Below are 23,349 nucleotides of genomic sequence, written 5' to 3' on the forward strand. Positions count from 1 at the left end.
CAGATAGCCTGTACCTGCGAGCGCCTCGCCGACGGAGAGGACCGACAGCCGTGGCACCTTCCGACCAGGACCGCGCCGCGACGCGCCGCCGCCGGCTGCTCTGGTCGGGGATCCTCGCGGTGGCCGGCCTGGCGCTGCTGCTCGTCGGCCTGACGATCGCCGACGGCACGGCGGCCTGGATCGAGGTGGCGGCGGCGATCGCGCTGCTGGTGGCCAGCTACGCCGTGCAGTACCTGGCCCGCCGCGAGACGCTCTACTCCAGCGACGAGCGCCCCTGACCCGCGCCGTGCCCCCCGATCGTCGGTGCGGTGTGCCAGGCTGTCGGGCGTGGCACAGCGACCCCCGATCATGCTCATCGACGCGCCCAGCCTCTACTTCCGGGCCTTCTTCGGCATCCCCGAGTCCGCGGCCCGGGCCGCCGACGGCAGCCCCGTCAACGCGGTGCGCGGGTTCCTCGACATGCTGGCGACCCTGATCCGCACCCGCCGGCCCGACCGCATGGTCTGCGCCATGGACCACGACTGGCGGCCCGACTGGCGGGTGGCGCTGCTGCCGTCGTACAAGGCGCACCGGCTGGCGCCCGAGGGCGGCGAGGTGGTGCCCGACACGCTCTCCCCGCAGGTGCCGCTGATCCTGGAGGTGCTCGACGCCGTCGGCATCACCCACGTCGGCGCGGCCGGCTACGAGGCCGACGACGTGCTGGGCACCCTGTCGGTGACGCAGCCGGCGCCGGTCGAGGTGGTCTCCGGCGACCGCGACCTGTTCCAGCTCGTCGACGACGCCCGCCCGGTGCGCCTGCTCTACGTCGGGCGGGGCGTGGCGAAGCTCGACGACTGCGACGACGCCGCCGTGCGGTCCCGCTACGGCGTGCCGGCCGCCCGCTACGCCGACTTCGCCGCCCTGCGCGGCGACCCCAGCGACGGGCTGCCCGGGGTGCCGGGCGTGGGCGAGAAGACGGCCGCCCGCCTCGTGGAGCGGTACGGCGACATCGCGGGCATCCTGGCCGCCCTGGACGATCCGGGCTCCGGCTTCGCCCCCGGGCTGCGCGCCAAGCTCGCCGGCGCGCGGGACTACCTGGCGGTCGCCCCGAAGGTGGTCCGGGTCGCCCTCGACGTGCCGCTGCCCGAGCTGGCCACGGAGCTGCCGGCCGCCCCGGCCGATCCCGACCGGCTGCTGGCGCTGGCCGAGGAGTGGAACCTGGCCGGCTCCGCCCGCCGCCTGGTCGACGCCCTCGCCCAGCGGGCCTGACCGGCGTCCAAGCGGTCGCTGGTGCTGGTTGGCGCGGCGGACGGACGGGCCCACCTGTTGTACCGGTGCCCCTGCACGGCTGCCCGAGGGGGCAGCCGTGCAGGGGTACGGACCCGGCTAGTTCCACGTGGTGCCGGCAGGATCCTCGATGATGTTGTTGAAGAAGTTGCTGGTGGCCATCCACAGGATCCGGGGCGCCGCGTGGTCACCCTGAGCATCTTCGGGCGTTACGGCCTCCACTGCTCCGCCGGCGACACACCCGGCAGCGGCTTGCCGATGAGTGCCAGCGGAAGGAAGAAGCAGACTTGGCCGATGGCCATGATGAGCGTGGCGAGCGCCTTGTCGTCGTACTGCTCGGACGCCCGGGCGTAGAGCTCGTCGGGGACGCGCTCGCCGCGCGGGTTGAGGGTGAGCACGGATTCGACCAGTTCCAGCGCGATGCGTTCGGCGTCGGTGAAGTACGGCGCGTCCCGCCAGGAGGCCACGGCGGTAATGCTTTCCTCGGTGGCGCCGGCCTTGCGTAGGTTGCCGGTGTGCAGGACGGTCAGGTAGGTGCTGCCGGCGATCTGACCGGCGCGCAGCTGGACCAGGCTGATAGTGGTCTGCGGGATCGTGCCGTTCCCGGTTGCCCTGTACAGGGCGCCGCCGATGTCCTTGAGTTCGGGGACGAGCACGGCGGGGTTGGGCAGGCGCGACTCGGTGATGGCCATGGGAGTTCCTCCTGATCTCAAGTGGTGGATCACTGCTCTGACGGATCGCATGGGGCGAAGGTGACCGGTGGGGCGCGCGATTCATCCGGGTGTGCTGCCGAGGGTCGCCGGTGCGGGCTCGGTGTCCCGGTTCGTGGGCCGGGGCCGCAGGAGGAGGACGGCGGCAAGGATCGCCGCCAGCTAGAAGGCGCCCCCGCCGAGCATGCCGACGGTGTAGCCGCTGGTGAGCGCGTCGTGCAGGGGCGTGCCTACCGGTTGGCTCGTGGTGGCGGTGACGGCGATGCCAGCCAGGACGGCCAGGCCGAGGGCGCCGCCGATTTGCTGGCTGGTGTTGACCAGGCCGGAGGCGATGCCCGAATCGCGCGATGCGACACCCTGGACGCCGCCGATGGTGGCTGCGACGAAGCCGACGCCCAGGCCGATGCCGCCGGCGAGCTGCGCGGGCAGCAACACGAGCAGGGGGTGCTGATCCGGGGTCAGCAGGCTGAACCAGCCCATCGCCGCGGCGGCCACCGCCATACCGGTCGCCAGAACGACCTGCGTGGAGGTGCGGGCCTGCAGTCTGGGACCGATGACGCCGGAGCCGAGGCCGATGCCTATGGCGAACGGCAGGTAAGCCATGCCGGTGATCATGGGCGAGTACTGCTTGATCGTCTGCATGTACAGGGTGAGGAAGTAGAAGGTGGCCAACTGCCCGGCGCCCATGAGCAGCATGACCAGATTCGCGCCGAGCCTGCCACGGTCGGCCAGGACGCCTGACGGCAGCATCGGGCGGCGCGCGCTGCGCTGGATGGACGCGAACACCACGAGCAGCGCCACGGCGATCGCGCCGAAGGCCACGGTGAGCCCGTCGCCGACACCATGCGAGCCGGCCCGGTTGATCGCGTACACCAGCGCACCGAGGGCGAGCGTCACCGTGCCCGCTCCGGGCAGGTCAAGGCCGCCGCGCTCGCGGGTGCCGGGTACCAGGGCGAAAGTCCCGGCCAGGACCAGCAGCGCGATGGGGATGTTGACGAACATGATCCATCGCCAGCCCCAGTACTCGGTGAGCGCGCCGCCCAGCAGCAGGCCGGCAACCGAGCCCAGGCCGCCCATGGCGCCGTAGACGCCGAGCGCCCTGTTGCGAGCCGGTCCGGCGGGGAAGGTGTCGGCCAGCAGGGACAGCGCGGCCGGGGCGACGATCGCGGCGCCGACGCCCTGCAGGACGCGGGCGGCTATCAGCACGGTCCCGTTGCCAGCCAGGCCGCCAAGCAGGGAGGCGGCCAGGAAAACGACCAGTCCGGCGCGGAACATCCTTCGGCGGCCGAACACGTCGCCGGCGCGACCGCCGGCGAGCAGCAGGCCACCGAAGGCCAGGGCGTAGGCGGTGAGCACCCAGTCCAGGTCGGCCTCGGCGATGTCGAGGCCGGTTCCGATGACGGGCAGGCCCACGGTCACGATGGTGCCGTCCATCACCATCAGCAACTGCGCGGCGGCGATCACCAGCAGGGGCAGGCGGGTGTCGCGGGTATCGGAATGCGAGATCATGCCGGCTACTCAGGCGGCGGTGGCGGCGCGATGGACGGCGGCGGCGAGCCGGTCGTGCTCGGGGTAGGACCAGCCGAAGCCGAATCGGCGGCGGGTGTAGCCGAACGCGATGCCGGTGCGGGGATCGGCGAAGGACTCCGAACCGGCGGAGCCGTCGTGACCGAACGCGTTCGCGCTGAGGAACCCGTACCGCAGGCCCTTGGCCTGAAACCCGAGCGTGTAGGTGCCCTGGTCGCCGCGGACCAGGTCGCCGCCGGTGGAGTGCAGCATGGAGAACTCCCCGACGGTGTCCGGTTCGAGCAGCGGAGGGCGTCCGTCGCTGCCCCATACGGCCGCCGCGTACAGGCCGGCCAGGCCGCGTGCGCTGCCCACCCCACCGGCCGACGCCTGGCCGGAGGCGCGGACGACGCGGGTGTTGGCGAAGGCGGCCTGGTCCAGCGGCGGCGTGCTGTTGAGCCCGTAGCCGACGCCGAGGATGCTGTGCGGGCCGGGCAGGTTCGACCAGAACGCGGCCTCCTGTTCCGGCGTCGCCGTCCACCACTGGATCGGCCGGAACCGCTCCTCTTCAGTTGCGGGCAGCCCCAGGTAGAGGTCCAGCCCATACGGGGTCCGGATGCGCTCCTCGTAGATCTGCTGCAGCGATTGGCCGGTCACCCGCCGGATCACCTCGTTGACCATGGCGAACGAGACGAACCCGCCATAGCCGTAGGCCGAACCTGGACGCCAGTACGGCCGCTGCCCGGCCAGGCGGCGCGCGATCACCGCGTCGTCGGCCAACTCGGCCGCTGACAGCCCGCCGTCGACGCCGATGACGCCGGAGCGGTGAGTCAGCACGTCCCGCAGCGTGATCCCATCCTTGCCGGCCGCGGCGAACTCGGGCCATCGCCGGGCCACCGGCTCGTCGAGATCGAGGACACCCTCCTGTACCAGCAGCGCCGCCACCAGCGTCGCGGCACCCTTGGTGGAGGAGTAGACCCCGGTCAGCGTGTCACCGCTCACCTCGTCCCCGGCCCACAGGTCGACCACCCGCCGGCCGTGCGCGTACACGGCCAGCTGCGACCCCGCCTGGCCGTCCTGCTCGGCCACCGTTGCGGCGAACGCCTCGCGCACCGATTCGAAGCCGTCCGCGACCGTTCCGCGGACATCCATCCTGCTCATCGTCGGCAACCCTTCGTCAGTGAGTGTTGATCGCCGGCATGACGGATGGCCTGGAGCAGAGGTGACCGTGTGCGTCTGCGGTCACCTCTCACTGCTTTGATGCGTCAGCAGTCTGACGTGGCTGACATGAGAGGAATGCAAGTGACATCCCATGACGAGTTGGCCAGCCAGTTCCAGGGGCACCGCACCCATCTGCAGACGGTCGCCTACCGCATGCTCGGCTCGCTGAGCGAGGCCGAGGACGCGGTCCAGGAGGCATGGCTGCGGCTGGCACGCTCGGACTCGGGTGACATCGACAATCTCGGTGGCTGGCTGACCACCGTGGTCGGCCGGGTGTGCCTGGACATGCTCCGCGCCCGCAAGTCCCGGCGCGAGGAACCGTTGGAGGAACGCCTGCCCGATCCGGTGGTCAGCCGCGCGGATGCCGCCGACCCGGAGCAGGAAGTGCTGCTGGCCGACTCGGTGGGGCTGGCGCTGCTGGTCGTGCTGGAGTCCCTGAACCCGGCCGAACGGCTGGCGTTCGTGCTTCATGACATGTTCGGTCTACCGTTCGAGCAGATCGCGCCCATCGTGGACCGCACACCCGTGGCGGCCAAGAAACTCGCCAGCCGGGCGCGCCAGCGAGTCCGCGGTGCGACCCCGAATCCTGACCCTGATCTGATCGGGCAGCGTCGGGTGGTGGACGCGTTCCTGGCCGCCGCACGTGGCGGCGACTTCGACGCGCTGCTGGCCATCCTCGACCCTGGCGTGGTGCTGCGCGCCGACGGCGGCGTGCTCACCGGCGGCATGAAGGTCATCCGCGGCGCCGCGGCCGTGGCCGGACAGGCCGCCACCTTCCAGCGCATGGCCACCAGCGCCACCACTCACCCGGCGCTCGTCAACGGCCTCGCCGGCCTGGTCAACACCATCGACGACCAGGTGATCTCCGTCATGAACTTCACGATCTCCGACAGCAGGATCGCCACGATCGACATCCTGTCCGACCCCGACCGGCTGGCCCAACTCAACCTCACCCACCTGGAGCCGTGATGCCTGGCACACGCCGGCACAGCAGCGTCACCGGTGACATCGAGTCGTCCTTCCGGCCCGCCAGCCAGGCCAGCCCGGTGGGCGGGGAGGGGCGGGCCGCGGCCGCCGAGCGTACGGCCGAGCTGGTGGAGGAAGGGCTGGATCCCGAGATCAGAGTGCTGTGACAGGCGTTCGCGGTGCGGGTAGGGGCCCGCCGCCTCAGCGACCTGTCGGCCGGCCTGTCGCTCCTCGGCCTCGACGTGGGCGCGGCCGTCGCCGGGGAGCAGGCTCGGTCGCCCGTCACCCGCGGTGGCGTACCTCGGTGTCCCAGATCTCCGCCCACGGGCGCCGCAGGCCACGACAGAGCCAGATCGGCCCGCCGTTCTCGTCGTTGTCGACCTCGACCCGCTGGTCCACCCGGCCGGCGAGGGTGACCTCGGAGAACCAGCCGCGCAGCCGGTCGGGCCGCGCGAACCCGACCGCGAGGACCACGTCCGCGGTCTCCGGCGGGCGGCCGAAGCCGGCCATGCTGTTGTGGCCCGAGTAGGCGGGCGGCAGACCGCGCGACGGGCCGTAGCGGGCCACGGCGCCGGCCTCGCCGTAGTTGGCGGTGAGGATGACGGCGCGCTGCCGCTGGTCGGCGGGCAGGCCCCGGTGGACGGCGGCGACCGAGTCGGCGAAGGCGGGCCACCCGATCGTCTCGCCGGCGTCGTAGTTGGCGGCGACGACGAAGCCGGGCAGCCGGTCGGCGGGCAGCACCGGCAGCAGCAGCACCGCACTGCTGACGGCGGTCAGCGCGCCGCCCACGGTCAGCAGGGCCCGGCGCGGCAGCGGGCGGCCCCGGGCGGCCCAGCCGACGGTGACGACCGCCCCGGCGGCGGTGAGCACCAGCAGCAGCGGGGCGTCGTAGTAGCCCTTGCCGCCGGCGATCAGCACGACGGCGACCACCACCAGCCAGGCCCACCCCAACGCCCGGTATTCCCGCCAGGCCGGCCGGCGCAGCAGCGTCACCAGCCCGGCGACCCAGATCGGCACCGTGAACGGGCTGATGATGACGAACTGGAGGACGAGCGCGTCGAGCCGGCCGCTGTACGAGCTGTCGCCGGCGGCGATCGAGGCGGCCACCGAGAGCTGCGGGAAGCCGTGCGCCGCCTGCCAGAGCAGGGTGGGCGCGGCGAGCAGCAGGAGGACCGCGGCGGCGGCGAACACCCACCGGTCACGCAGGAGCCGGCGCGGCCCGGCGATCAGGAGCCCGGCCAGCAGGCCGACGGCGAGCAGGGCCGGCAGCAGCTTGTTGAGCATGCCGACGCCGAGCGCGAGCCCGACGCCGAGCGCCCACCGGCTGTCCCCGGTGCGCAGCGTCCGCGCCGCGCACAGCGCGGCCGCCAGCCAGACCAGCAGGTCGACGCTTGTGGTGCTGAGCAGATGGCCGCCGGCGAGGACGATGCCGGCCGTGGCGGCGAGGAACGCGGCGTAGGTCTGCGCGCCGCGCCCGGCGCCGAACTCGCGGGCGATCGCGGCGACCAGCAGCACCGCCGCGCCGCCGATCACCGCCGACGGGGTGCGCAGCGCCACCAGGCTGCCCGGCGCGATCGCGTCCGCCAGGCGGGCCAGCGCCGGCACCAGTGGGCCCTGGTCGACGTAGCCCCAGTCGAGGTGTCGGCCGCAGAGCAGGAAGTAGAGCTCGTCGCGGTGGTAGCCGTAGCGGCCGGAGAGCAGCAGGAGGACCGCCGTCGTGGTCGCCGCGACCCACCAGGGGCCGGTGGCCCGGGGACCCGGCGGGGTGGGCCGGCGCCGCGCGGACGTGGCGTGGCCGGGTGTGCTGGCGGCGACGTCGGCGACGGGATCGGCCACCCGCACATCATCGTCCCGCGCGGCCGGCGCCCGCTACCCGTCACCCGGTGGATTCCGGTTCGACGCGCGGCGTCCGACGTGGACGGTTCAGGCCACGACGCCGAAGCCGCCGCTCCAGCCGATCTTCTCGGTCGCGGCCATGGTGATCTGCAGGAAGCCGATGGCCTCCAGCTCCCGGGCGCGCTTCAGCGCGCCGACGTCGACGGCCCGCAGGCCGCCCGCCTCGATGACGCCGACGAGCGCGGCCTTGGCGTCGGCGTCGTCGCCGGCGACCAGGACGGTCGTGGTCAACGGGCCGACCGTGCCGGCGGCCAGCGTGCCGGCAAGGGTGGTGTTGAACGCCTTGAGCACCCGGGCCCCGGGCAGCCTGGCGGCGATCCCGGCGGCGGCCGAGCTGTCGGCGGGGACGGTCAGGGAGTCGAGGGTCTCGAAGTCCAGCGGGTTGGTGATGTCGACGACGATCCTGCCGTCGAGCTGCTCCGCGCGCTCGGCGAGCACCTGGTCGACGGCCGGGTAGGGAACGGCGAGGACGACGATGTCGCCGGTGACCCGCTTGTCGGCGTCGGCCCTGCCGAACATCTCGACGCCGCTGCCGCCCCTGGTGGCGACGCCGGAGATGGCCTGGCCCATGTTGCCGGTGCCGATGACGGCGATCTGTGCCACGAGGAAGTCCTCTCGGAACGGATGGATGCGCCTCGCCACGGACCGGCGGGGACCGACGTACGGGCTGCCGGCGGCTCGGACCGGGACCGGCCGCGTCCTGCCCCGGACGCTAACCGGCGGGCCGTGCCCGCCGCAGCCGGACGCCGGTCGGTCACCCCGCCGGGTGCGCGAGGGCGCGGCCCGCCGACCCGGCGGCGCCGCCCGTGCCGACCGGCTCCGGGCGTGCCTTGGCAGGCGGCCGCGCCGCCGCCGTGGTCAGGCCGCGGCGTGGTAGGCCAGCACGCCCCGGTTGACCGCGGCGATCGCCTGCCGGGCGGTGGACCTCAACTCCGTGGAGGCGCCGCCGGAGTCGGCGAGCTGACCGAGCAGGTCGACCACCTGACGGGCCCACCGGACGAAGTCGCCGGCCGGCATCTCGCCGTCGATCTCGTGGCCGCTGCCGAGGACCTTGGCCAGGGCCTCGCCGCGCGCCCACCGGTAGATCGGCCAGGCGAAGCCGAGATCCGGCTCGCGGGTGACGGCTAGCCCTCGGGCCGCCTCGTCGGCCTCGATCTCGCTCCACAGCTTGAGGGTCTCGTCGACCGCCTCGGCCACCGGGCCGCGCGGCAGCGACGCCCGCTCGTCGACGTCCCGGCGGGCCTCGAAGACCACCACCGACACCGCGGCGGCGAGTTCGGCCGGGGAGAGCCCGTCCCACACGCCCCGCCGCAGGCACTCGGCGACGAGCAGGTCCGCCTCCGTCCAGATGCGGCCGAGCATCCGGCCGGCGTCGGTCACCGCGCCGTCGGGCGCGAGGTAGCCGCGGGCGGTGAGCAGCGCGACGATCCGGTCGAACGTACGGGCCAGCGAACCGGTCCGCCCGGCCACCCGCTGCCGCAGCTCCTCCGTGTCCTTCTCCAGCCGGCGGCGGCGCTCCGCCCAGCGGGCGTGCTCCTCCCGGTCCGGGCAGGCGTGACAGGGGTGCCGGCGCAGCTCCGCGCGGAGCTGGCTGAGCCGGTGGTCCTCGCCGACCGCCTGCCGGGACCGGCCGCCGCGACGACCGCCGTGCCGGTCCAGCCCGGTGCCGCTGACCTCGGCGGCCAGGTCCCGGCGGGCGGCCGGGGAGCGGTGGTTGAAGTGCTTCGGCACCCGGATGCGCGCCAGCACCTCGGCGGGCGTGGTGAAGTCGCCGGGGCTGACCCGCCCGGCCCAGCGGTCCTGCGTGAGCACCAGCGGCCGGGGCTCGCCGAAGCCGCCGGTGGCCGGGTCGAGCACGACCGCCAGCCCCGCCCGCCGGCCCGACGGCACCCGGATCACGTCGCCGACCCGCAGCCGCTCCAGCGAGGCCACCGCCGCCGCCTTGCGCTGGCTCTGCCCCTGCCGGGCGATGGCGCGCTCCCGGTCGGCGATCGCCACCCGCAGCCCGAAGTACTCGTCGAAGTCGCCGTGGTGGCAGGCCGCCTCCGCGCCGTACGCCTCGATGGTCTCGGTGTTGCGCTGCACCTGGCGGGCCAGGCCGACCACCGACCGGTCCGCCTGGAACTGCGCGAACGACGACTCCAGCAGCGCCCGGGCCGGCTCGGCGCCGACCGTGCCGACCAGGTTGACCGCCATGTTGTACGACGGCCGGAAGCTCGACCGCAGCGGGTACGTGCGGGTGGAGGCGAGGCCGGCCACGTGCCGCGGGTCGGTCTCCGGGGACCAGACGACGACGGCGTGCCCCTCGACGTCGATGCCCCGCCGGCCGGCGCGGCCGGTGAGCTGCGTGTACTCCCCCGGGGTCAGGTCGACGTGCGCCTCACCGTTGTACTTGACCAGCCGCTCCAGCACGACGCAGCGGGCCGGCATGTTGATCCCCAGCGCGAGCGTCTCGGTGGCGAAGACGGCCTTGACCAGGCCCCGGACGAAGAGCTCCTCGACGACCTCCTTGAACACCGGCAGCATGCCGGCGTGGTGGGCGGCCAGGCCGCGCTCCAGGCCGTCGAGCCACTCCCAGTAGCCGAGCACCGACAGGTCCTCGCCGGGGATGGCGGTGACCCGCGACTCGACGACCCGGCGGATCTCCGCCCGCTCCTCCGGGGAGGTGAGCCGCAGGCCGGCGGCGAGGCACTGCTGCACGGCGGCGGCGCAGCCGGCGCGGCTGAAGATGAACAGGATCGCCGGGAGCAGGCCCTCGCGGTCGAGCCGGTCGACGATGTCGGGGCGCATCGGGCCACGCCAGCGCGGCCCGCGCCGGCCCCCGCCCGGACCGGCGCTGCGCCCCTCGCCCAGCTCCAACCGGCGCATGGTGTCGCGGGTGTAGCGCAGCAGCTCGGGGTGGACGTCGTGCTTGCGGGCCGCGTCGGCGTCGTGGAACAGGTCGAACATCCGCTTGCCGACCAGCATGTGCTGCCACAGCGGCACCGGTCGGTGCTCGCTGACCACCACGGCCGTCTCGCCGCGCACGGTGACCAGCCAGTCGGCGAACTCCTCGGCGTTGGACACGGTCGCCGACAGGGAGACCAGGGTGACCGACTCGGGCAGGTGGATGATCACCTCTTCCCACACCCCGCCGCGGAACCGGTCGGCGAGATAGTGGACCTCGTCCATCACCACGTACGCCAGGCCCTCCAGGGTGGCCGAGCCGGCGTAGAGCATGTTGCGCAGCACCTCGGTGGTCATCACCACCACGGGGGCGTCGCCGTTGATGGCGTTGTCGCCGGTGAGCAGCCCGACCTGCTCGGCGCCGTAGCGGTCGACCAGGTCGTGGTACTTCTGGTTCGACAGCGCCTTGATCGGCGTGGTGTAGAAGCACTTGCGCCGCCGGGGCACGGCCGGCGCGGGGGCGGCCTCGCCGCCGGCCGCCGGCACCACCTCGTCGTCGGCGCCGGTGGCGGGCGCGCCGGGACCGGTGGCGGGCGCGGGCGCGCCGCGCAGCGCCAGGTGCACGGCGAACTCGCCGACGACGGTCTTGCCGGCGCCGGTGGGGGCGCAGACCAGCACGCCGCTGCCCCGCTCCAGCGCCTGGCACGCCTCCCGCTGGAAGTCGTCGAGATCGAACCCCAGGTCAAGGGCGAACTCGTCCAGCGCCGGGAACTGTGAGGCCTGCGCGGCCCGGCGGCGCGCCGCGGCGTACCGCTCGGCGGGGCTCGACATGCTCCCAAGATTAATGCGTGCCGCCGACGACCACGCGGCAAGGCCAACCGACAGCGGGGTCGGTGCCGGTCGGTAGGGTGCACGACGTGCCGGAGCATGCCGAACCGCCCCACGCCCCACCCGGGGCCGACGACGCCGTCGGCCCCGGCCCGTCCCGCCGCCCGGTGGAGGCGGTCCTGTTCGACTTCCACGGCACGCTGGCCCAGGTGGAGGAGCCGCGCGAGTGGGTGCTCGCCGCCGCCGCCTCGTGCGGGGTGACCCTGGAGCGGATGCGGGCGACCGCGCTCGCCGACCGGCTCCTGACGGCGGGCCGGGCGGGCGGTCCGCTGCCGGCCCGCGTACCGCCCCGGCTGGCCGAGCTGTGGGCCGACCGGGATCTCTACCCGCATGCCCACCGGGGCGCCTACACGGGGCTGGCCGAGACGGTCGACGCCGGCATCGAGGGCTTCGCCGAGGCGCTCTACGAGCGGGTGCTGCTGCCCGAGGGCTGGGTGCCGTACCCGGACACCGCGCCGACCCTGGCCGCCCTGCGCGCCGCGGGCGTCCCGGTGGCCGTGGTCAGCAACATCGGCTTCGACATCCGGCCGATCTTCGCGGCGTGGGGGCTGGCCGACCTGGTCGACGCCTTCGTCCTGTCGTACGAGGTCGGGCGCTGCAAGCCGGACCCGGGGATCTTCCTGCGGGCCTGCGGGATGCTCGGCGTCGACCCGGAGCGCGCGCTGATGGTGGGCGACACGCCGGCCGACGCGGGGGCGGTCGCGGCCGGCTGCGGGGCGCTGGTGCTGCCGGCCGCCGAGGCGGGGCGGGCCAACGGCCTGGGCGCCGTGCTGGACGTGGCCGGCGTCGACCAGCGCCGCTGACGGCGGGGCGAAGCGCCGCTCACGGCGGGGCGAGAGCAGCGCTGACCACGGGGTGGAGCGGCGTTAACGCGCGGACGACAGCGGCGTTAGTCGGCGCCGCTAACGTGAGGGCGTTATCGTCGCTGTCATGATCACCGAGACGTCGCCCCGGGACCGGATCGTCCGCGCCGCCGCCGCGCTGCTCGCCGAGGGCGGCCGGGAGGCGGTCTCCACCCGCGCGGTGAGCCGGGCGGCGGGCGTACAGGCACCGACCATCTACCGGCAGTTCGGTGACATGCGCGGCCTGCTGGACGCGGCGGCCAGCTACGGGTTCGCCGCGTACCTGCATGCCGAGGCGTCCCGGGACCTCGTCGGCGACCCGGTCGACGACCTGCGCCGGGGCTGGGACCTGCACGTCGGCTTCGGCGTGGCCAACCCCGCCTTCCACGCCCTCATGTACGGCGACCCGCGCCCGGGCGAGACGCCGACCGCCGCCCGGGTCGCCGCCGACATCCTGCGTCAGCTCGTGCACCGGGTGGCCGAGGCGGGCCGGCTGCGGGCGGGCGTCGACGAGGCTACGGAGATGCTGCACGCCGCCGCCTGCGGGGTCACCCTCGCCCTGATCCGCACGCCGCCGCCGCGGCGCGACCCCGCCCTGTCGGCCCGCACCCGGGAGGCGGTGCTCGCCGCGCTCGTCACCGACTCCCCCGCCGCCCGCGCGACCTCCCGCGCCGGCAACCCGGTGCGGTACGCGGTGGCGCTGCGCGCCGCCCTCGACGACCTGGCCACCGACCTCACCCCCGCCGAGCGCGCCCTGCTCGCGGAGTGGCTGGACCGCATCGTCCGCGCCGCCCCCTGACCGGCGCCGGCGGTCGCTCTCAGCGCAGCAGGTGGACGGCGCCGGGGACGGCGGTGACGGTCACCGGCAGGGGCAGGGCCCGCTCGCCGTCGGCGTACGTGGTGATGCCCTCGGCGCTCAGCTCGACCGTGCGGGCGCGGTGGCTGCGCACCAGCGGGTGCGTCACGTGGGTGCCCCGGTAGATGCGCGGCTTGACCCGCATCAGGGTGCGCCGGTCGAACCGGCCGCCCACCACCACGTCGAGCAGGCCGTCGGTCGGGTCTGCGTCGGGGCAGATCCGCATGCCGCCGCCGTAGCTGGCGCAGTTCCCGACCGCCACCAGCACGGCGTCCACCTCGTGCGGCACCCCGTCGAGGCGCAGGGTGTAGCGGCGCGGGCGCAGCCGGGCCAGCTCCACCAGGATCGCCAGGTCGTAGCGGCGCGGGCCGCGCGGCCAGCGCATCCGGTTGGCCCGCTCGTTGACGATCGCGTCGAAGCCGGCGGCGAGCACCGCGCCGTACCAGCGGCGCACGCCGTCGGCGCCCGTCAGCCGCGCCAGGTCCACCGGTCGGGCGCGGCCCTCGCGCAGCGCCGCCGCGATCACGTCGACGGCGGCGAGCGGGTCGGCCGGGAAGCCGGTGTCGGCCGCGAAGTCGTTGCCGGTGCCGGCCGGCACCGGGCCGAACGGCACCGTCGTGCCGGCGACCGCCTGCAACGCGCGGTGCACCGTGCCGTCGCCGCCCACCGCGACCAGGGCGGACGCGCCGTCGGCGACCGCCGCGCGGCAGGCCGCCTCGGCCTCGTCGGCGGTGTGCGCGGCCAGCAGGCGTACGGGCCGGCCGGCGGTCGCGAGCCGGCTCAGGAGCTGCGGCAGGAGCCCTCGGTGCCGACCCCGTCCCGCCGTCGGGTTGGCCAGCACGGCGACGGGTCCGCCGGCGGCGGAGGGGTGATCGTCTGCGGTCACGGCGAGCACCGTACCGCCACCGACCAGGGCGCCCGCACCGCCCGCCCGGGTGGGGCGACGCGGGCCGACGCGGCCGGGGCCCGGCCCGGTACGCCTGACATTTGTCACGCCCGCCCGTGCGGCACGCATCCATCGTCATGACTGATCACACTGGAGCCGCCATAGGCCGAACGGACAGACTCATATCCGTCAGCAGGGCCGAGGGCTCGACCGAACAGCGGAGGGAGTGGTCACGGTGGACGATCGTTACGACAGCTACTGCGCCGCCGACCGGCTGTTCTACGACTCGCTCGGCAACGCGGTGGAGCAGCCCACCTTCGCGGCGGCCCGACGGCCCGTGCCCGAGGGCTGGCGCTCCGAGCCGCTCGACGACTGGCTGATCTACGCCCCGGAGGGCGGCACGCTGCCGCAGCAGGGCTGGAAGATCCACGTCTCGGCGACGCTTGAGAACGCCGAGCGGGTGCTGGACAAGGTCTGGGACTACTGCGTCCCGCGCGGGCTGTCGTTCAAGTTCCTGCGCGGCCCCCGCACCCTGCTGCTGCGCAACTCCAAGTACGCCTCCCGGGCGGCCAGCGGCAAGTTCGTCACCGTCTACCCCCGGGACGACGCGGAGCTGGAGCTGGCCTGCAAGGAGCTCGACGAGCTGCTCGCCGGCGAACCCGGCCCGTACATCCTCAGCGACCTGCGCCACGGCGCCGGCCCGGTGTACGTGCGCTACGGCGGCTTCGCCGCCCGCTTCTGCCACTCCCCCGACGGCCAGGTGGTCCCCGCGATCGAGGACGACAGCGGCACCCTGGTGCCCGACCGCCGCGATCCCGTCTTCCACGTGCCGTCCTGGGTGACGCTGCCCGACTTCCTCGGCCCGCACCTGGCCGCCCGCAACGCCACCAGCACCGACGAGGTGCCGTACCGGATCGAGAAGGTCATCCACTTCTCCAACGGCGGCGGCCTCTACGTCGGCCGGGACCTGCGCACCGACACGCAGGTGGTGCTGAAGGAGGCCCGGCCGCACGCCGGCCTGGACGCCGACGGCGCCGACGCGGTCACCCGGCTGGCCCGGGAGGCCGAGGCGCTGCGCCGGCTCGCCGACCTGCCGCAGGTGCCCCGGGTGCACGACGAGTTCACCCTCGGCGAGCACCGGTTCCTCGCGCTGGAGTTCGTCGAGGGCCGCGCGCTCAACAAGGTCCTCGTCGACAGGTACCCGCTGATCGACGCCGACGCCACCGACGCCGACCGCGCCGACTACACCCGGTGGGCGCTGGACGTCCACCGGCAGGTCGAGCAGGTAGTCACGGCGATCCACGAGCGGGGCCTCGTCTACGGCGACCTGCACCTGTTCAACGTCATGGTCCGCCCGGACGACCGGATCGCGCTGGTGGACTTCGAGGTCGCCGCCCCGATCGACGGGCACCGCCGGCCCGGCCTGCGCAACCAGGGCTTCGCCGCGCCCCGGGACCGCACCGGTCCCGCCGTCGACCGCTACGCCCTGGCCTGCCTGCGGCTGGCGCTGTTCCTGCCGCTGACCCAGCTGGTCCGGCTGGCGCCGGCCAAGGCCGCGCACCTCGCCGACGTGATCGCCGCCAACTTCCCGGTGCCGAGGGAGCTCCTCGACGCCGCCGTCGCCGAGATCACCGGCGAACCGGCGGCGGACCCGGCCCCCGACCTCACCGTCGACGCCGGCCCCGCGCACCGCGACCGGCTCGCCCGGGCGATCATCGCCAGCGCGACGCCCGACCGGGACGACCGGCTCTTCCCCGGCGACATCGAGCAGTTCCGCAGCGGCGGGCTCAACCTCGCCCACGGCGCCGCCGGCGTCCTGTACGCCCTGCACGTCAGCGGCGCCGGGCGCTGGCCCGAGCACGAGCGGTGGCTGGTCCGCCGGGCCACGTCGCCCGCCGCCGGCACCCGGTGCGGCTTCTACGACGGCCTGCACGGCGTCGCGTACGCCCTGGCGGCGCTCGACCGCCGGCAGGACGCCCTCGACGTGCTCGACATCTGCCTGCGCCAGCCGCTGGACGGCCTGGACCACAGCCTCGCGGGCGGCCTGTCCGGGATCGCGCTCAACCTCGCCGAGCTGGCCGGGCGCACCGGCGAGACGGCCCTGCGCGAGGCGGCCTGGCGGGCCACCGAGCGGGTGGTCGAGCAGCTCGCCGACGATCCGGGGCCCGACGTCAGCGGCGGCCGCAACCCGTACGCCGGGCTGCTGCGCGGCCGGACGGGGCCGGCGCTGCTGCTGGTGCGGCTGTACGAGCTGACCGGCGAGCGGTCCCTGCTGGAGCACGCCGCGACCGCCCTGCGGCAGGACCTGCGCCGCTGCGTCGTACGCCCCGACGGCGCGCTGGAGGTCAACGAGGGCTGGCGCACCATGCCCTACCTCGGGCAGGGCAGCGTCGGCATCGGGCTGGTGCTCGACCAGTACCTGCGGCACGACGCCGACGAGCGGTTCGCCGAGGCCAGCGCCGGCGTGCGCCGCGCCGCCCGGTCCCCGTTCTACGCGCAGTCGGGCCTGTTCGCCGGGCGGGCGGGCATCGTCGCCTACCTCGCGGCGTACCCCGACGACCCCGGGCTGCGGCGGGAGCTGACGACGCAGGTGCGGCGCCTGGCCTGGCACGCCCTGCCCTACGCCGACGGCACCGCGTTCCCCGGCGAGCAGCTGCTGCGGCTGTCGATGGACCTCGGCACCGGCACCGCCGGCGTGCTGCTGGCGCTGGCCGCCGCGCGGCACGACGCGCCGGTGACCCTGCCGTTCCTCGCGCCCCTGACGGGCGCCACCGACTCCCTCGCCGACGCGAGGGTGACCGACCCGACCGACCAGCACGGAAGGAGGTGACACGACATGGCGCTTCTGGACCTTCAGGGCCTGGAGATGGCCCCCGCCGACCGCACCGGCGGCGGCAGCCGGGCGAGCCTGCTGCTCTGCGGCGACAGCTCGCTGTCCGTCACGACCTGCAACTGATCAGGTCGTCACGCGAGGCCCTGGGCGGGTAGACGTACCCGCCCAGGGCCGCACGTCTTGGTGGGAGGTCCGATGCGGACGCTGACCGGCCCCGACCGGCTGCTGCGCCGGGTGGTCCGCGACGGCGGCGGCTGGACGGTCCTGCTCGGGGCGGTCGCGCTCGTCGGCGCGGCCGCCGAACTGGCGCTCCCCGCCGCCCTCGGGCTCGCCGTCGACGCCGCCGTCGGCGGGCGCGGCTCCTGGTGGCCGGCCGCCGCCTGCGGCCTGGTCGCCCTCCTCATGGTCACCGACGTCCTCGCCGACCTCGCCGGCGGCTACGGCGCCGCCCGGGCCACCGCGCTGCTGCGCCGGCGGCTGCTGCGCCACCTGTTCGCCTCCGACGTGCGCACCGTCCGCCGCTACCCGGTGGGCGACCTGGTGGGCCGGCTCGTCGGCCAGGCCGCCGACGCCGGCCAGGCCGGCACCGCCGTGACGCTTGGCGTGGTCGCGCTGCTTCCCCCGGTCGGCAGCGTCGTGGCGCTCACGCTGATCGAGCCGCTGCTCGGCGTCACCCTGCTCGGCGGGCTGGCCCTGCTCGCGGTGCTCATGCGCGCCTTCGTCACCGATGCCTCCGCCGCCGTCGGCGGGTACCAGCGGGTGCTGGGGCTCATCGCCGGCCGGTTGCTGGAGGCGCTCGGCGGCGCCCGCACCATCGCCGCCGCGGCCACCGTCGACCGGGAACGCGACCGGGTGCTGGCGGCCCTGCCGGAGCTGCGCGACTACGGCCTGCTCGGCTGGCGGCTGCTGGCCCGGGCGAGCGCCCGCACCGCCGCCGTCGGCCCGCTGCTCCAGGTGTCCGTCGTGGCCGTCGGCGGGTACGCGCTCACCGCCGGCTGGCTCACCCCCGGTCAACTGGTCGCGGCGGTGCAGTACGCCGCCCTCGGCGCCGGGCTCGGCGCGGTCCTGGCCACCCTCAACCGGCTGGTCCGCGCCCGCGCGGCGGCCGGCCGGATCGCGGAGCCCCTGGCCGACCCGGTGCGCCCCGACGGCGCGGACCCGCTGCCGCCCGGCCGGGGAGAGCTGCGGCTGCGCGACGTCGGCGTGCGCGCCGAGGACGGCCGACCGGTCCTGGCCGGTATCGACCTGGCCGTTCCCGCCGGCGCCACCGTCGCCGTCGTCGGACGCTCCGGCGCCGGCAAGTCGACCCTCGCCGCCGTGGCCGGCCGGCTGCACGACCCGGACCGCGGCGAGGTGCTGCTGGACGGGGTGCCGCTGCGCCGGCTGAGCCGGGCCGCGCTGCGCCGGGCCGTCGGGCACGCCTTCGACCGGCCGGTGCTGGTCGGCGAGACGGTGCACGATGCCATCGGCCTGGCCCTGCCCGACCCGTCGGCGCGCCCGCCCGCCGACGGCGCCCCGGCCACCGCGCCGGTGCTGGCCGCGGCCCGGGCGGCGCAGGTCGCCGACGTCGTCGCCCGGCTGCCCGAGGGCTTCCGCACCCGGCTGGCGGACGCGCCGATGTCCGGGGGCGAGGCGCAGCGGCTGGGGCTGGCCCGCGCGTTCCCCGCCGAGCGGCTGCTGATCCTGGACGACGCCACGTCCAGCCTGGACACCGCCACCGAGCACCGGATCGCCCGGGCGGTGGCGGACGGGGCGGGCGGCCGTACCCGCCTCGTGGTGACCCACCGCGCGACGACGGCCGCCGCCGCCGACCTGGTCGCCTGGCTCGACGGCGGCCGGTTGCGGGCCCTGGCGCCGCACCGGCGGCTGTGGCCCGACCCGGAGTACCGGGCCGTCTTCGCGCCCGGCGGTGGCGACCGGTGAGCGGCGTACGCCACGCGACCTGGGCGGCGCTGCGCGCCCGCCGCCGGGCGCTGGGCCGGCTCGCCGCCTGGTCGGTGGTCGAGTCCCTGCCGGCGCTGCTCGGCGGGCTGCTGGTGGCCCGCGCGGTCGACCGGGGCTTCCTGGCCGGCCAGTTCGCCACCGGCCTGGCCTGGCTGGCCGCGCTCGCCGCGGCCGTGCTGGTCGGCGCGGCCGCCACCGGGCGGGTCTACCGCAGCCTCGGCGCCGTGGTCGAGCCGTTCCGCGACGAGCTGGCCGCCCGGGTGGTGCACGCCGCCCTGCACGACGCCACCCGGGCCGGCGGCCGGCCGGACAGCGCGGCCGTGGCCCGGCTGACCCACCAGGCGGAGGTCGTCCGGGACACCTTCGGCGGGCTGCTGCTGGTGGTCCGGGGGTTCCTGTTCACCGCCGGGGCCGCCCTGCTCGGGCTGCTGGCCCTGGCGCCGCCGCTGGCGGGTGCGGTGGCCGCGCCGCTGGTGGTCGGGTTGGCGGTGTTCGCGGCGGCGCTGCCGGCGATGGTGGCGCACCAGCGCGCCCAGGTGACCGCCGGCGAGGAACTCGGCCGGGCGGCGGCGGCCGCGCTGGCCGGGCACCGCGACGTGGTCGCCTGCGGCGCGCAGGACCGGGTGGCGGCCGGGGTCAACCGGCGGGTCACCGCGCAGGCCGACGCCGAGCGGACCCTCGCGCGGATGGCGGCGCTGCGCAGCCTCAGCCTCGGGCTGGGCGGCTGGCTGCCGGTGGTGGTGCTGCTGCTGGCCGCGCCGTGGCTCGTGCGGCAGGGGCTCAGCACCGGCGCCGTGCTGGGCGCGCTGGTCTACGTCACCACCGGCCTGCAACCCGCCCTGCACGCCGTCGTGCAGGGCGTGGGCGGCGGCGGGCTGCGCTACGCCGTCACGCTGGACCGGATCCTGCGCACCTGCCCGCCACCCGGGCCGCCGCCGGGGGACGGCGATCGGCCCGACCCGGCCCCGCCCCGCCCGCCCGCCGTGCCGCACCCGCCGCCGCGTCCCGCCGCGCCCGTGGCCGCGCCGCCGGCGGTGCGGCTGCGCGGGCTGACCTTCCGGTACGGCCCGCACGCCCGGCCCGTGCTGGCCGACTTCACGCTGACCGTGGCCGACGGCGAGCACCTGGCCGTCGTGGGGCCCAGCGGCGCCGGCAAGTCCACCCTGGCCGCCCTGATCGCCGGGCTGGCGCGCCCGGAGTCCGGCACGGTACGCCTCGCCGGCACGCCCGTCGACGCCGTCGCGCCCGAGACCCTGGCGCGGCTGCGGGTGCTGGTGCCGCAGGAGGCGTACGTGCGCAGCGGCACCCTCGGCGACAACCTGCGCTACCTGCACCCCGAGGCGGACGACGCGACGGTGGCGGCGGCCGTCGACGCCCTGGGCGCCCGCCCCCTCGTGACCCGCCTCGGCGGTCCGGCCGCCGAGATCGACCCCGGCGCGCTGTCCGCCGGGGAACGGCAGCTCGTCGCCGCCGTCCGCGCCTACCTCGCCCCGGCGCCGCTGGTGATCCTCGACGAGGCCACCTGCCACCTGGACCCGACGCTGGAGGCGACCGTCGAGGACGCCTTCGCCCGCCGCCCCGGCACGCTGGTGGTCATCGCGCACCGGATCAGCTCGGCGACCCGGGCCCGCCGGGTCCTGGTACTCGACGGCGACCGGCCCGTCGCCGGCACCCACGACGAGCTGCTGCGCCGCTCCCCCACCTACCGGGAGCTGGTGGGCCACTGGCAGGACGCGGCGACGCCGCCACGCGTGCCCCTCGCCCACGCGTGACCGACGCTGCCGGCCGGCGAGAACGCCACCGGGCCGGTGACGCCGCCCGCCGGTGAGGTGTCCCGGACGACACTTCCCCGGCTCACCGGCCGGGGAGGACCGGTGACGCCCGCCGGACGTCAGTCCCCGGTGGAACCGGCGGCCTCAACGATCGAGACGGGAGTGCCGAGTTCGACGGTACGGGAGACGGTGCAGAGCCGGTCGTGCGACTGCTCCAGCGACCGGGGCAGCGCCGCACGGGCCCGGTCGCCGTCCGCGCCCTCCGGGAACGTCACGGTGAACCGTGCCTCCAGGTTCCGCATCCGGTTCGCCCCGGCCTCGTCCCGGACCTTGTCGCCGGTGACCTCGACGGAGAACCGGATCGGCTCGGCGCGGCGGCTCGTGATGAGGTCCACGTCGATCGCCGTGCAGCCGCCGATGGCCGCCAGGAGCAGCTCCACCGGCGTGAAGCTGGCGTCCTCGCCGGTGCCCATCGACATCGAGCCGCCGCGGCCGTTCCGCACGACGTACTCCCCGACGCTGGTGCGCTCGATCTCCACCGAGCGGAAGGTGTCCGCACTCATGACGGGCACGCTACCCAGGCGCTCCCCTGCCCGGGACACCGGCCTTCGATCCCGCCCCGCCGCCGGGGCCCGACCCGCCTCTGTCGCGCCCGCCGCCGTCAGATCCAGCCGGCGTCGCGGGCGACCCGCACCGCCTCCACCCTGGTCCGCGCGCCCGCCTTGCGGGCGATCCGCCCGAGGTGGTTGCGCACCGTGCCCGGGGCGAGCCCGAGCGCCCGGGCGACCTCCACGACCGGCGCCCCCGCAGCGGTCAGGTCGAGGATCTCCGTCTCCCGGGACGTCAGCGGGCTGTCCCGGTTCAGCGCCGCCATCACCAGGTCGGCGTCGATCACCGACTCCCGTCGGGCCAGCCGCCGAATCCCGTCCACCACCCGGTGCGGGGAGACGTCGTCGCCGAGGATGCCGACGGTCCGCCCCGGTGTCAGGACCCGGTACAGCCGGCGCGCGCGACGCCGGTCGGCGAGCACCAGCAGGGGGCACTGCCCCGGCACACCGGCCCCGTCGACGAGGTCGAGATCGACGACCGCCACGTCGGGACGCTGTGCCCGGACCGCCGGCGGAAGATCGTCACCCCGATCCAGCTCCGCCACCACGCTGATGTCCTCCTCGGCGGCGAGGACGAGCGAGAGCGCGCCACGGACCAGGGCGCCGTCGAGGGCGAGCAGGGTACGGATCACCACTGACCTTCCCGAGCGTCGTCGAGCGGATCACGGACCGTCCGCATTCAAACACGTACCGATCGGTATCGCTCGGCGAGCGGCACCCGGCGGTCCATCCCGGACGGCCGGCGACACGGGCCGGAAGGGGACACCGCCCGGGTGGTCCATCCCGGACGGCGGCGGCGCGGGCCGGACGGGGACACCGCCCGGCCCGGGGGCGGCTACATCCAGCCGTCGCGGCGGGCGCGCCAGACCGCCTCCATGCGGTTGCGCGCGCCCGTCTTACGCATGATCGCCGACAGGTGGTTGCGGACCGTACCGTGCGCCAGGAAGAGCCGGCGGGCGATCTCCTTGAGCGGCAGACCCTCGGCGGCCACCCGCAGCACCTCCACCTCCCGGCGGGTCAGCGGGCTCGACGGGGGGTGCAGCGCGGTCACGGCGGCCTCCGCGTCGATGACCTTGCCGCCAGCGGCGAGGTCCCGGACGGCCCCGACCAGCGCCTCCAACGGCGCGTCCTTGCCGATCAGGCCCCGCACGCCGGCGGCCAGCAGGTCACCGACCACCGCCGGGCTCCACCGGCGTCCCATCGCCAGCACGGCCGTGTCGGGCGCCGCCCCGGTGATCTCGGCGACCACCTCCACCGGCTGCGGCACGTCCGACGCCAGGTCCACCAGCACCACGTCGGGCCGGTGCCGGCGCAGCACGGCGGCCAGTTCCGCCGTCCCGGTCACCTCCGCGACGACCTCGATCTCCTTCTCACCCGACAGCGCCGCGCACAGCGCGGTGCGCAGCAGGCGCATCTCCTCAGCGACGACAACGCGGATCAACGCGTGGCTCCGATCTGGGATACGCGGCCGGCCCGGTCCCCTTGACGGGACTGCGCGGGACGGCCGCGTGGACGGACGGGGTCCTGCCCGTGCCGCGTCCGGTGTCGTACGACGCGCACGGGCTCCGTGTGACCCCGCGCCGGGCGGTGCGACCGGACCAGCCGGGCGACCGCGCGGGACGGGGTCCCGTCGGACCTCAGCCGGGGCGGGCGCTCACTCCGCAGAGCCGGTCGCCGGGAATCGCGGGCGGTGGGAGGAGGCCGAACCCGGCCGGCGTCGGCCAGTCCGGGTCGACGGCCGGCCCCGCCGCCGCCGCGACGCCGCCGTCCGTGGTGGCGGCGCAGTCGTCCTGCGGGACGGCGGGAACGGACGGAAGCCCCGCGGGCGGCGGCCCCGGGTCGGCCACGGCGCCGCCGGTCATGGCGGGGCACCAGCCCGGCCCCTCGGGCGACGCGGGGACCGTCGCCGCCGTCGGGACGAGCGAGGGTGCCCCCCTTCCGGTCTGCCGCGGCTCGTCCGCTCGCGCGTCGGACCCCGCCGGTGCGGCACCGGCCGGTGACGGAACGTCCCAGGGGGGCGACGCCGGCTCGGCGGGGTGGCCCGGGGTGGCCGGCGGCCCGGCGACGACCATCCCGACCAGCCCGACGACGTGCGTCACCACGCCCCGCGTGGTGGACAGGGTCGTGCGGAGGACCGGTTCGACGGCGGACACCGTCGCGGCCACCGGCCGCAGCACGGAGTTCCCGACCGCGGCGACCCGCGTGGTGAGCGACGACGGGCGGGGGACCGTGGGCGGTGGCGCGGCTGGGCGTACTGGCCCTGCTGTGG

General features: G+C 75.7%; 21 protein-coding genes and 1 pseudogene. 10 read left to right on the forward strand and 12 right to left on the reverse strand.

Features of this window, described 5'->3' with window-relative positions:
* Positions 1-50: 50 nt before the first annotated feature.
* Positions 51-278: a hypothetical protein gene (locus tag ACWENR_RS10415; protein ID WP_452276733.1), complete on the forward strand. Its 228-nt coding sequence runs from the start codon at positions 51-53 to the stop codon at positions 276-278.
* A gap of 70 nt (positions 279-348) precedes the next feature.
* Entirely contained in the window at positions 349-1,248 is a 900-nt protein-coding gene (locus tag ACWENR_RS10420) for a 5'-3' exonuclease (protein WP_452276751.1), read from the forward strand.
* Between the two features lie 117 nt (positions 1,249-1,365).
* Here the strand turns inward: ACWENR_RS10420 and ACWENR_RS10425 are convergent, their stop codons facing one another.
* From ACWENR_RS10425 to ACWENR_RS10440, 4 genes are all read right to left on the reverse strand, one after another.
* On the reverse strand, positions 1,366-1,488 hold the full coding sequence (locus ACWENR_RS10425; protein WP_452276734.1) for a hypothetical protein: 123 nt from the start codon (positions 1,486-1,488) through the stop codon (positions 1,366-1,368).
* The gene (locus ACWENR_RS10430; RefSeq protein WP_452276735.1) at positions 1,476-1,958 is read right to left on the reverse strand and encodes a carboxymuconolactone decarboxylase family protein; all 483 of its coding nucleotides are present in this window, start codon (positions 1,956-1,958) and stop codon (positions 1,476-1,478) included. Before ACWENR_RS10430 ends, ACWENR_RS10425 begins: the two co-directional genes overlap by 13 nt.
* 180 nt (positions 1,959-2,138) lie before the next feature.
* Positions 2,139-3,485, reverse strand: coding sequence for an MFS transporter (locus tag ACWENR_RS10435; protein WP_452276736.1), 1,347 nt, complete (start codon positions 3,483-3,485; stop codon positions 2,139-2,141).
* A 9-nt stretch (positions 3,486-3,494) separates the two neighbouring features.
* Positions 3,495-4,643 (reverse strand): serine hydrolase domain-containing protein, encoded by a 1,149-nt coding sequence (locus ACWENR_RS10440; protein ID WP_452276737.1) that lies wholly within the window; start codon positions 4,641-4,643, stop codon positions 3,495-3,497.
* 135 nt (positions 4,644-4,778) lie between these two features.
* On the opposite strand from ACWENR_RS10440, the gene sigJ reads away from it, so the two are divergent.
* Complete coding sequence (gene sigJ / locus ACWENR_RS10445) at positions 4,779-5,672, forward strand: RNA polymerase sigma factor SigJ (RefSeq protein ID WP_452276752.1); 894 nt, start codon at positions 4,779-4,781, stop codon at positions 5,670-5,672.
* Positions 5,672-5,836 carry a hypothetical protein gene (locus tag ACWENR_RS10450; protein ID WP_452276738.1) on the forward strand — a complete coding sequence of 55 codons (165 nt, stop codon included), beginning with the start codon at positions 5,672-5,674 and terminating at the stop codon, positions 5,834-5,836. Before sigJ ends, ACWENR_RS10450 begins: the two co-directional genes overlap by 1 nt.
* A gap of 115 nt (positions 5,837-5,951) precedes the next feature.
* Here ACWENR_RS10450 and ACWENR_RS10455 read toward each other — a convergent pair whose 3' ends face one another.
* From ACWENR_RS10455 to ACWENR_RS10465, 3 genes are all read right to left on the reverse strand, one after another.
* Entirely contained in the window at positions 5,952-7,505 is a 1,554-nt protein-coding gene (locus ACWENR_RS10455; RefSeq protein WP_452276739.1) for an ArnT family glycosyltransferase, read from the reverse strand.
* A gap of 87 nt (positions 7,506-7,592) precedes the next feature.
* Complete coding sequence (locus tag ACWENR_RS10460; protein ID WP_452276740.1) at positions 7,593-8,168, reverse strand: NADPH-dependent F420 reductase; 576 nt, start codon at positions 8,166-8,168, stop codon at positions 7,593-7,595.
* A gap of 255 nt (positions 8,169-8,423) precedes the next feature.
* Positions 8,424-11,282: a DEAD/DEAH box helicase gene (locus ACWENR_RS10465; RefSeq protein WP_452276741.1), complete on the reverse strand. Its 2,859-nt coding sequence runs from the start codon at positions 11,280-11,282 to the stop codon at positions 8,424-8,426.
* A gap of 77 nt (positions 11,283-11,359) precedes the next feature.
* Here ACWENR_RS10465 and ACWENR_RS10470 point away from each other — a divergent pair, with 77 nt between their 5' ends.
* Positions 11,360-12,142 (forward strand): HAD family hydrolase, encoded by a 783-nt coding sequence (locus ACWENR_RS10470; RefSeq protein WP_452276753.1) that lies wholly within the window; start codon positions 11,360-11,362, stop codon positions 12,140-12,142.
* A 127-nt stretch (positions 12,143-12,269) separates the two neighbouring features.
* Positions 12,270-12,980, forward strand: a complete 711-nt coding sequence (locus ACWENR_RS10475) for a TetR family transcriptional regulator (protein WP_452276742.1) — start codon at positions 12,270-12,272, stop codon at positions 12,978-12,980.
* 19 nt (positions 12,981-12,999) lie between these two features.
* Here ACWENR_RS10475 and ACWENR_RS10480 read toward each other — a convergent pair whose 3' ends face one another.
* Entirely contained in the window at positions 13,000-13,932 is a 933-nt protein-coding gene (locus tag ACWENR_RS10480; RefSeq protein ID WP_452276743.1) for a diacylglycerol kinase, read from the reverse strand.
* Positions 13,933-14,158: 226 nt separating this feature from the next.
* Between ACWENR_RS10480 and lanKC the strand changes: the two genes are divergently transcribed.
* The 4 genes from lanKC to ACWENR_RS10500 all read left to right on the forward strand — a co-directional run bounded on the left by lanKC (position 14,159) and on the right by ACWENR_RS10500 (position 20,472).
* Positions 14,159-16,753 (forward strand): class III lanthionine synthetase LanKC, encoded by a 2,595-nt coding sequence (gene lanKC / locus ACWENR_RS10485; protein WP_452276744.1) that lies wholly within the window; start codon positions 14,159-14,161, stop codon positions 16,751-16,753.
* Positions 16,754-16,759: 6 nt separating this feature from the next.
* Positions 16,760-16,879, forward strand: coding sequence for a SapB/AmfS family lanthipeptide (locus tag ACWENR_RS10490; protein ID WP_013734295.1), 120 nt, complete (start codon positions 16,760-16,762; stop codon positions 16,877-16,879).
* Positions 16,880-16,951: 72 nt separating this feature from the next.
* Positions 16,952-18,679 (forward strand): ATP-binding cassette domain-containing protein, encoded by a 1,728-nt coding sequence (locus tag ACWENR_RS10495; protein ID WP_452276745.1) that lies wholly within the window; start codon positions 16,952-16,954, stop codon positions 18,677-18,679.
* A complete protein-coding gene (locus ACWENR_RS10500; RefSeq protein ID WP_452276746.1) occupies positions 18,676-20,472 on the forward strand; it encodes an ATP-binding cassette domain-containing protein in 1,797 nt (598 codons plus the stop codon). The genes ACWENR_RS10495 and ACWENR_RS10500 overlap by 4 nt, the downstream gene beginning before the upstream one ends.
* Positions 20,473-20,591: 119 nt before the next feature.
* On the opposite strand, the gene ACWENR_RS10505 is transcribed toward ACWENR_RS10500, so the two are convergent.
* From ACWENR_RS10505 to ACWENR_RS10520, 4 genes and pseudogenes are all read right to left on the reverse strand, one after another.
* Entirely contained in the window at positions 20,592-21,035 is a 444-nt protein-coding gene (locus tag ACWENR_RS10505) for an OsmC family protein (protein ID WP_452276747.1), read from the reverse strand.
* A 98-nt stretch (positions 21,036-21,133) separates the two neighbouring features.
* Positions 21,134-21,715 carry a response regulator transcription factor gene (locus ACWENR_RS10510; RefSeq protein ID WP_452276748.1) on the reverse strand — a complete coding sequence of 194 codons (582 nt, stop codon included), beginning with the start codon at positions 21,713-21,715 and terminating at the stop codon, positions 21,134-21,136.
* A 200-nt stretch (positions 21,716-21,915) separates the two neighbouring features.
* Positions 21,916-22,521, reverse strand: a complete 606-nt coding sequence (locus ACWENR_RS10515; protein WP_452276749.1) for a response regulator transcription factor — start codon at positions 22,519-22,521, stop codon at positions 21,916-21,918.
* A gap of 196 nt (positions 22,522-22,717) precedes the next feature.
* Positions 22,718-23,349: pseudogene (locus tag ACWENR_RS10520) on the reverse strand (hypothetical protein); the annotation flags it as partial.

The organism is Micromonospora sp. NPDC004336 (assembly GCF_053602615.1).

Excerpts from the sequence above, each read along its gene's own strand:
- ACWENR_RS10465 (WP_452276741.1), bottom strand. The coding sequence starts at position 11,282 with ATGTCGAGCCCCGCCGAGCGGTACGCCGCGGCGCGCCGCCGGGCCGCG.
- ACWENR_RS10430 (WP_452276735.1), bottom strand. The coding sequence starts at position 1,958 with ATGGCCATCACCGAGTCGCGCCTGCCCAACCCCGCCGTGCTCGTCCCC.
- ACWENR_RS10450 (WP_452276738.1), top strand. The coding sequence starts at position 5,672 with ATGCCTGGCACACGCCGGCACAGCAGCGTCACCGGTGACATCGAGTCG.
- sigJ (WP_452276752.1), top strand. The coding sequence starts at position 4,779 with ATGCAAGTGACATCCCATGACGAGTTGGCCAGCCAGTTCCAGGGGCAC.
- ACWENR_RS10505 (WP_452276747.1), bottom strand. The coding sequence starts at position 21,035 with ATGAGTGCGGACACCTTCCGCTCGGTGGAGATCGAGCGCACCAGCGTC.
- ACWENR_RS10440 (WP_452276737.1), bottom strand. The coding sequence starts at position 4,643 with ATGAGCAGGATGGATGTCCGCGGAACGGTCGCGGACGGCTTCGAATCG.
- ACWENR_RS10420 (WP_452276751.1), top strand. The coding sequence starts at position 349 with ATGCTCATCGACGCGCCCAGCCTCTACTTCCGGGCCTTCTTCGGCATC.
- ACWENR_RS10495 (WP_452276745.1), top strand. The coding sequence starts at position 16,952 with ATGCGGACGCTGACCGGCCCCGACCGGCTGCTGCGCCGGGTGGTCCGC.
- ACWENR_RS10435 (WP_452276736.1), bottom strand. The coding sequence starts at position 3,485 with ATGATCTCGCATTCCGATACCCGCGACACCCGCCTGCCCCTGCTGGTG.
- ACWENR_RS10475 (WP_452276742.1), top strand. The coding sequence starts at position 12,270 with ATGATCACCGAGACGTCGCCCCGGGACCGGATCGTCCGCGCCGCCGCC.
- ACWENR_RS10490 (WP_013734295.1), top strand. The coding sequence starts at position 16,760 with ATGGCGCTTCTGGACCTTCAGGGCCTGGAGATGGCCCCCGCCGACCGC.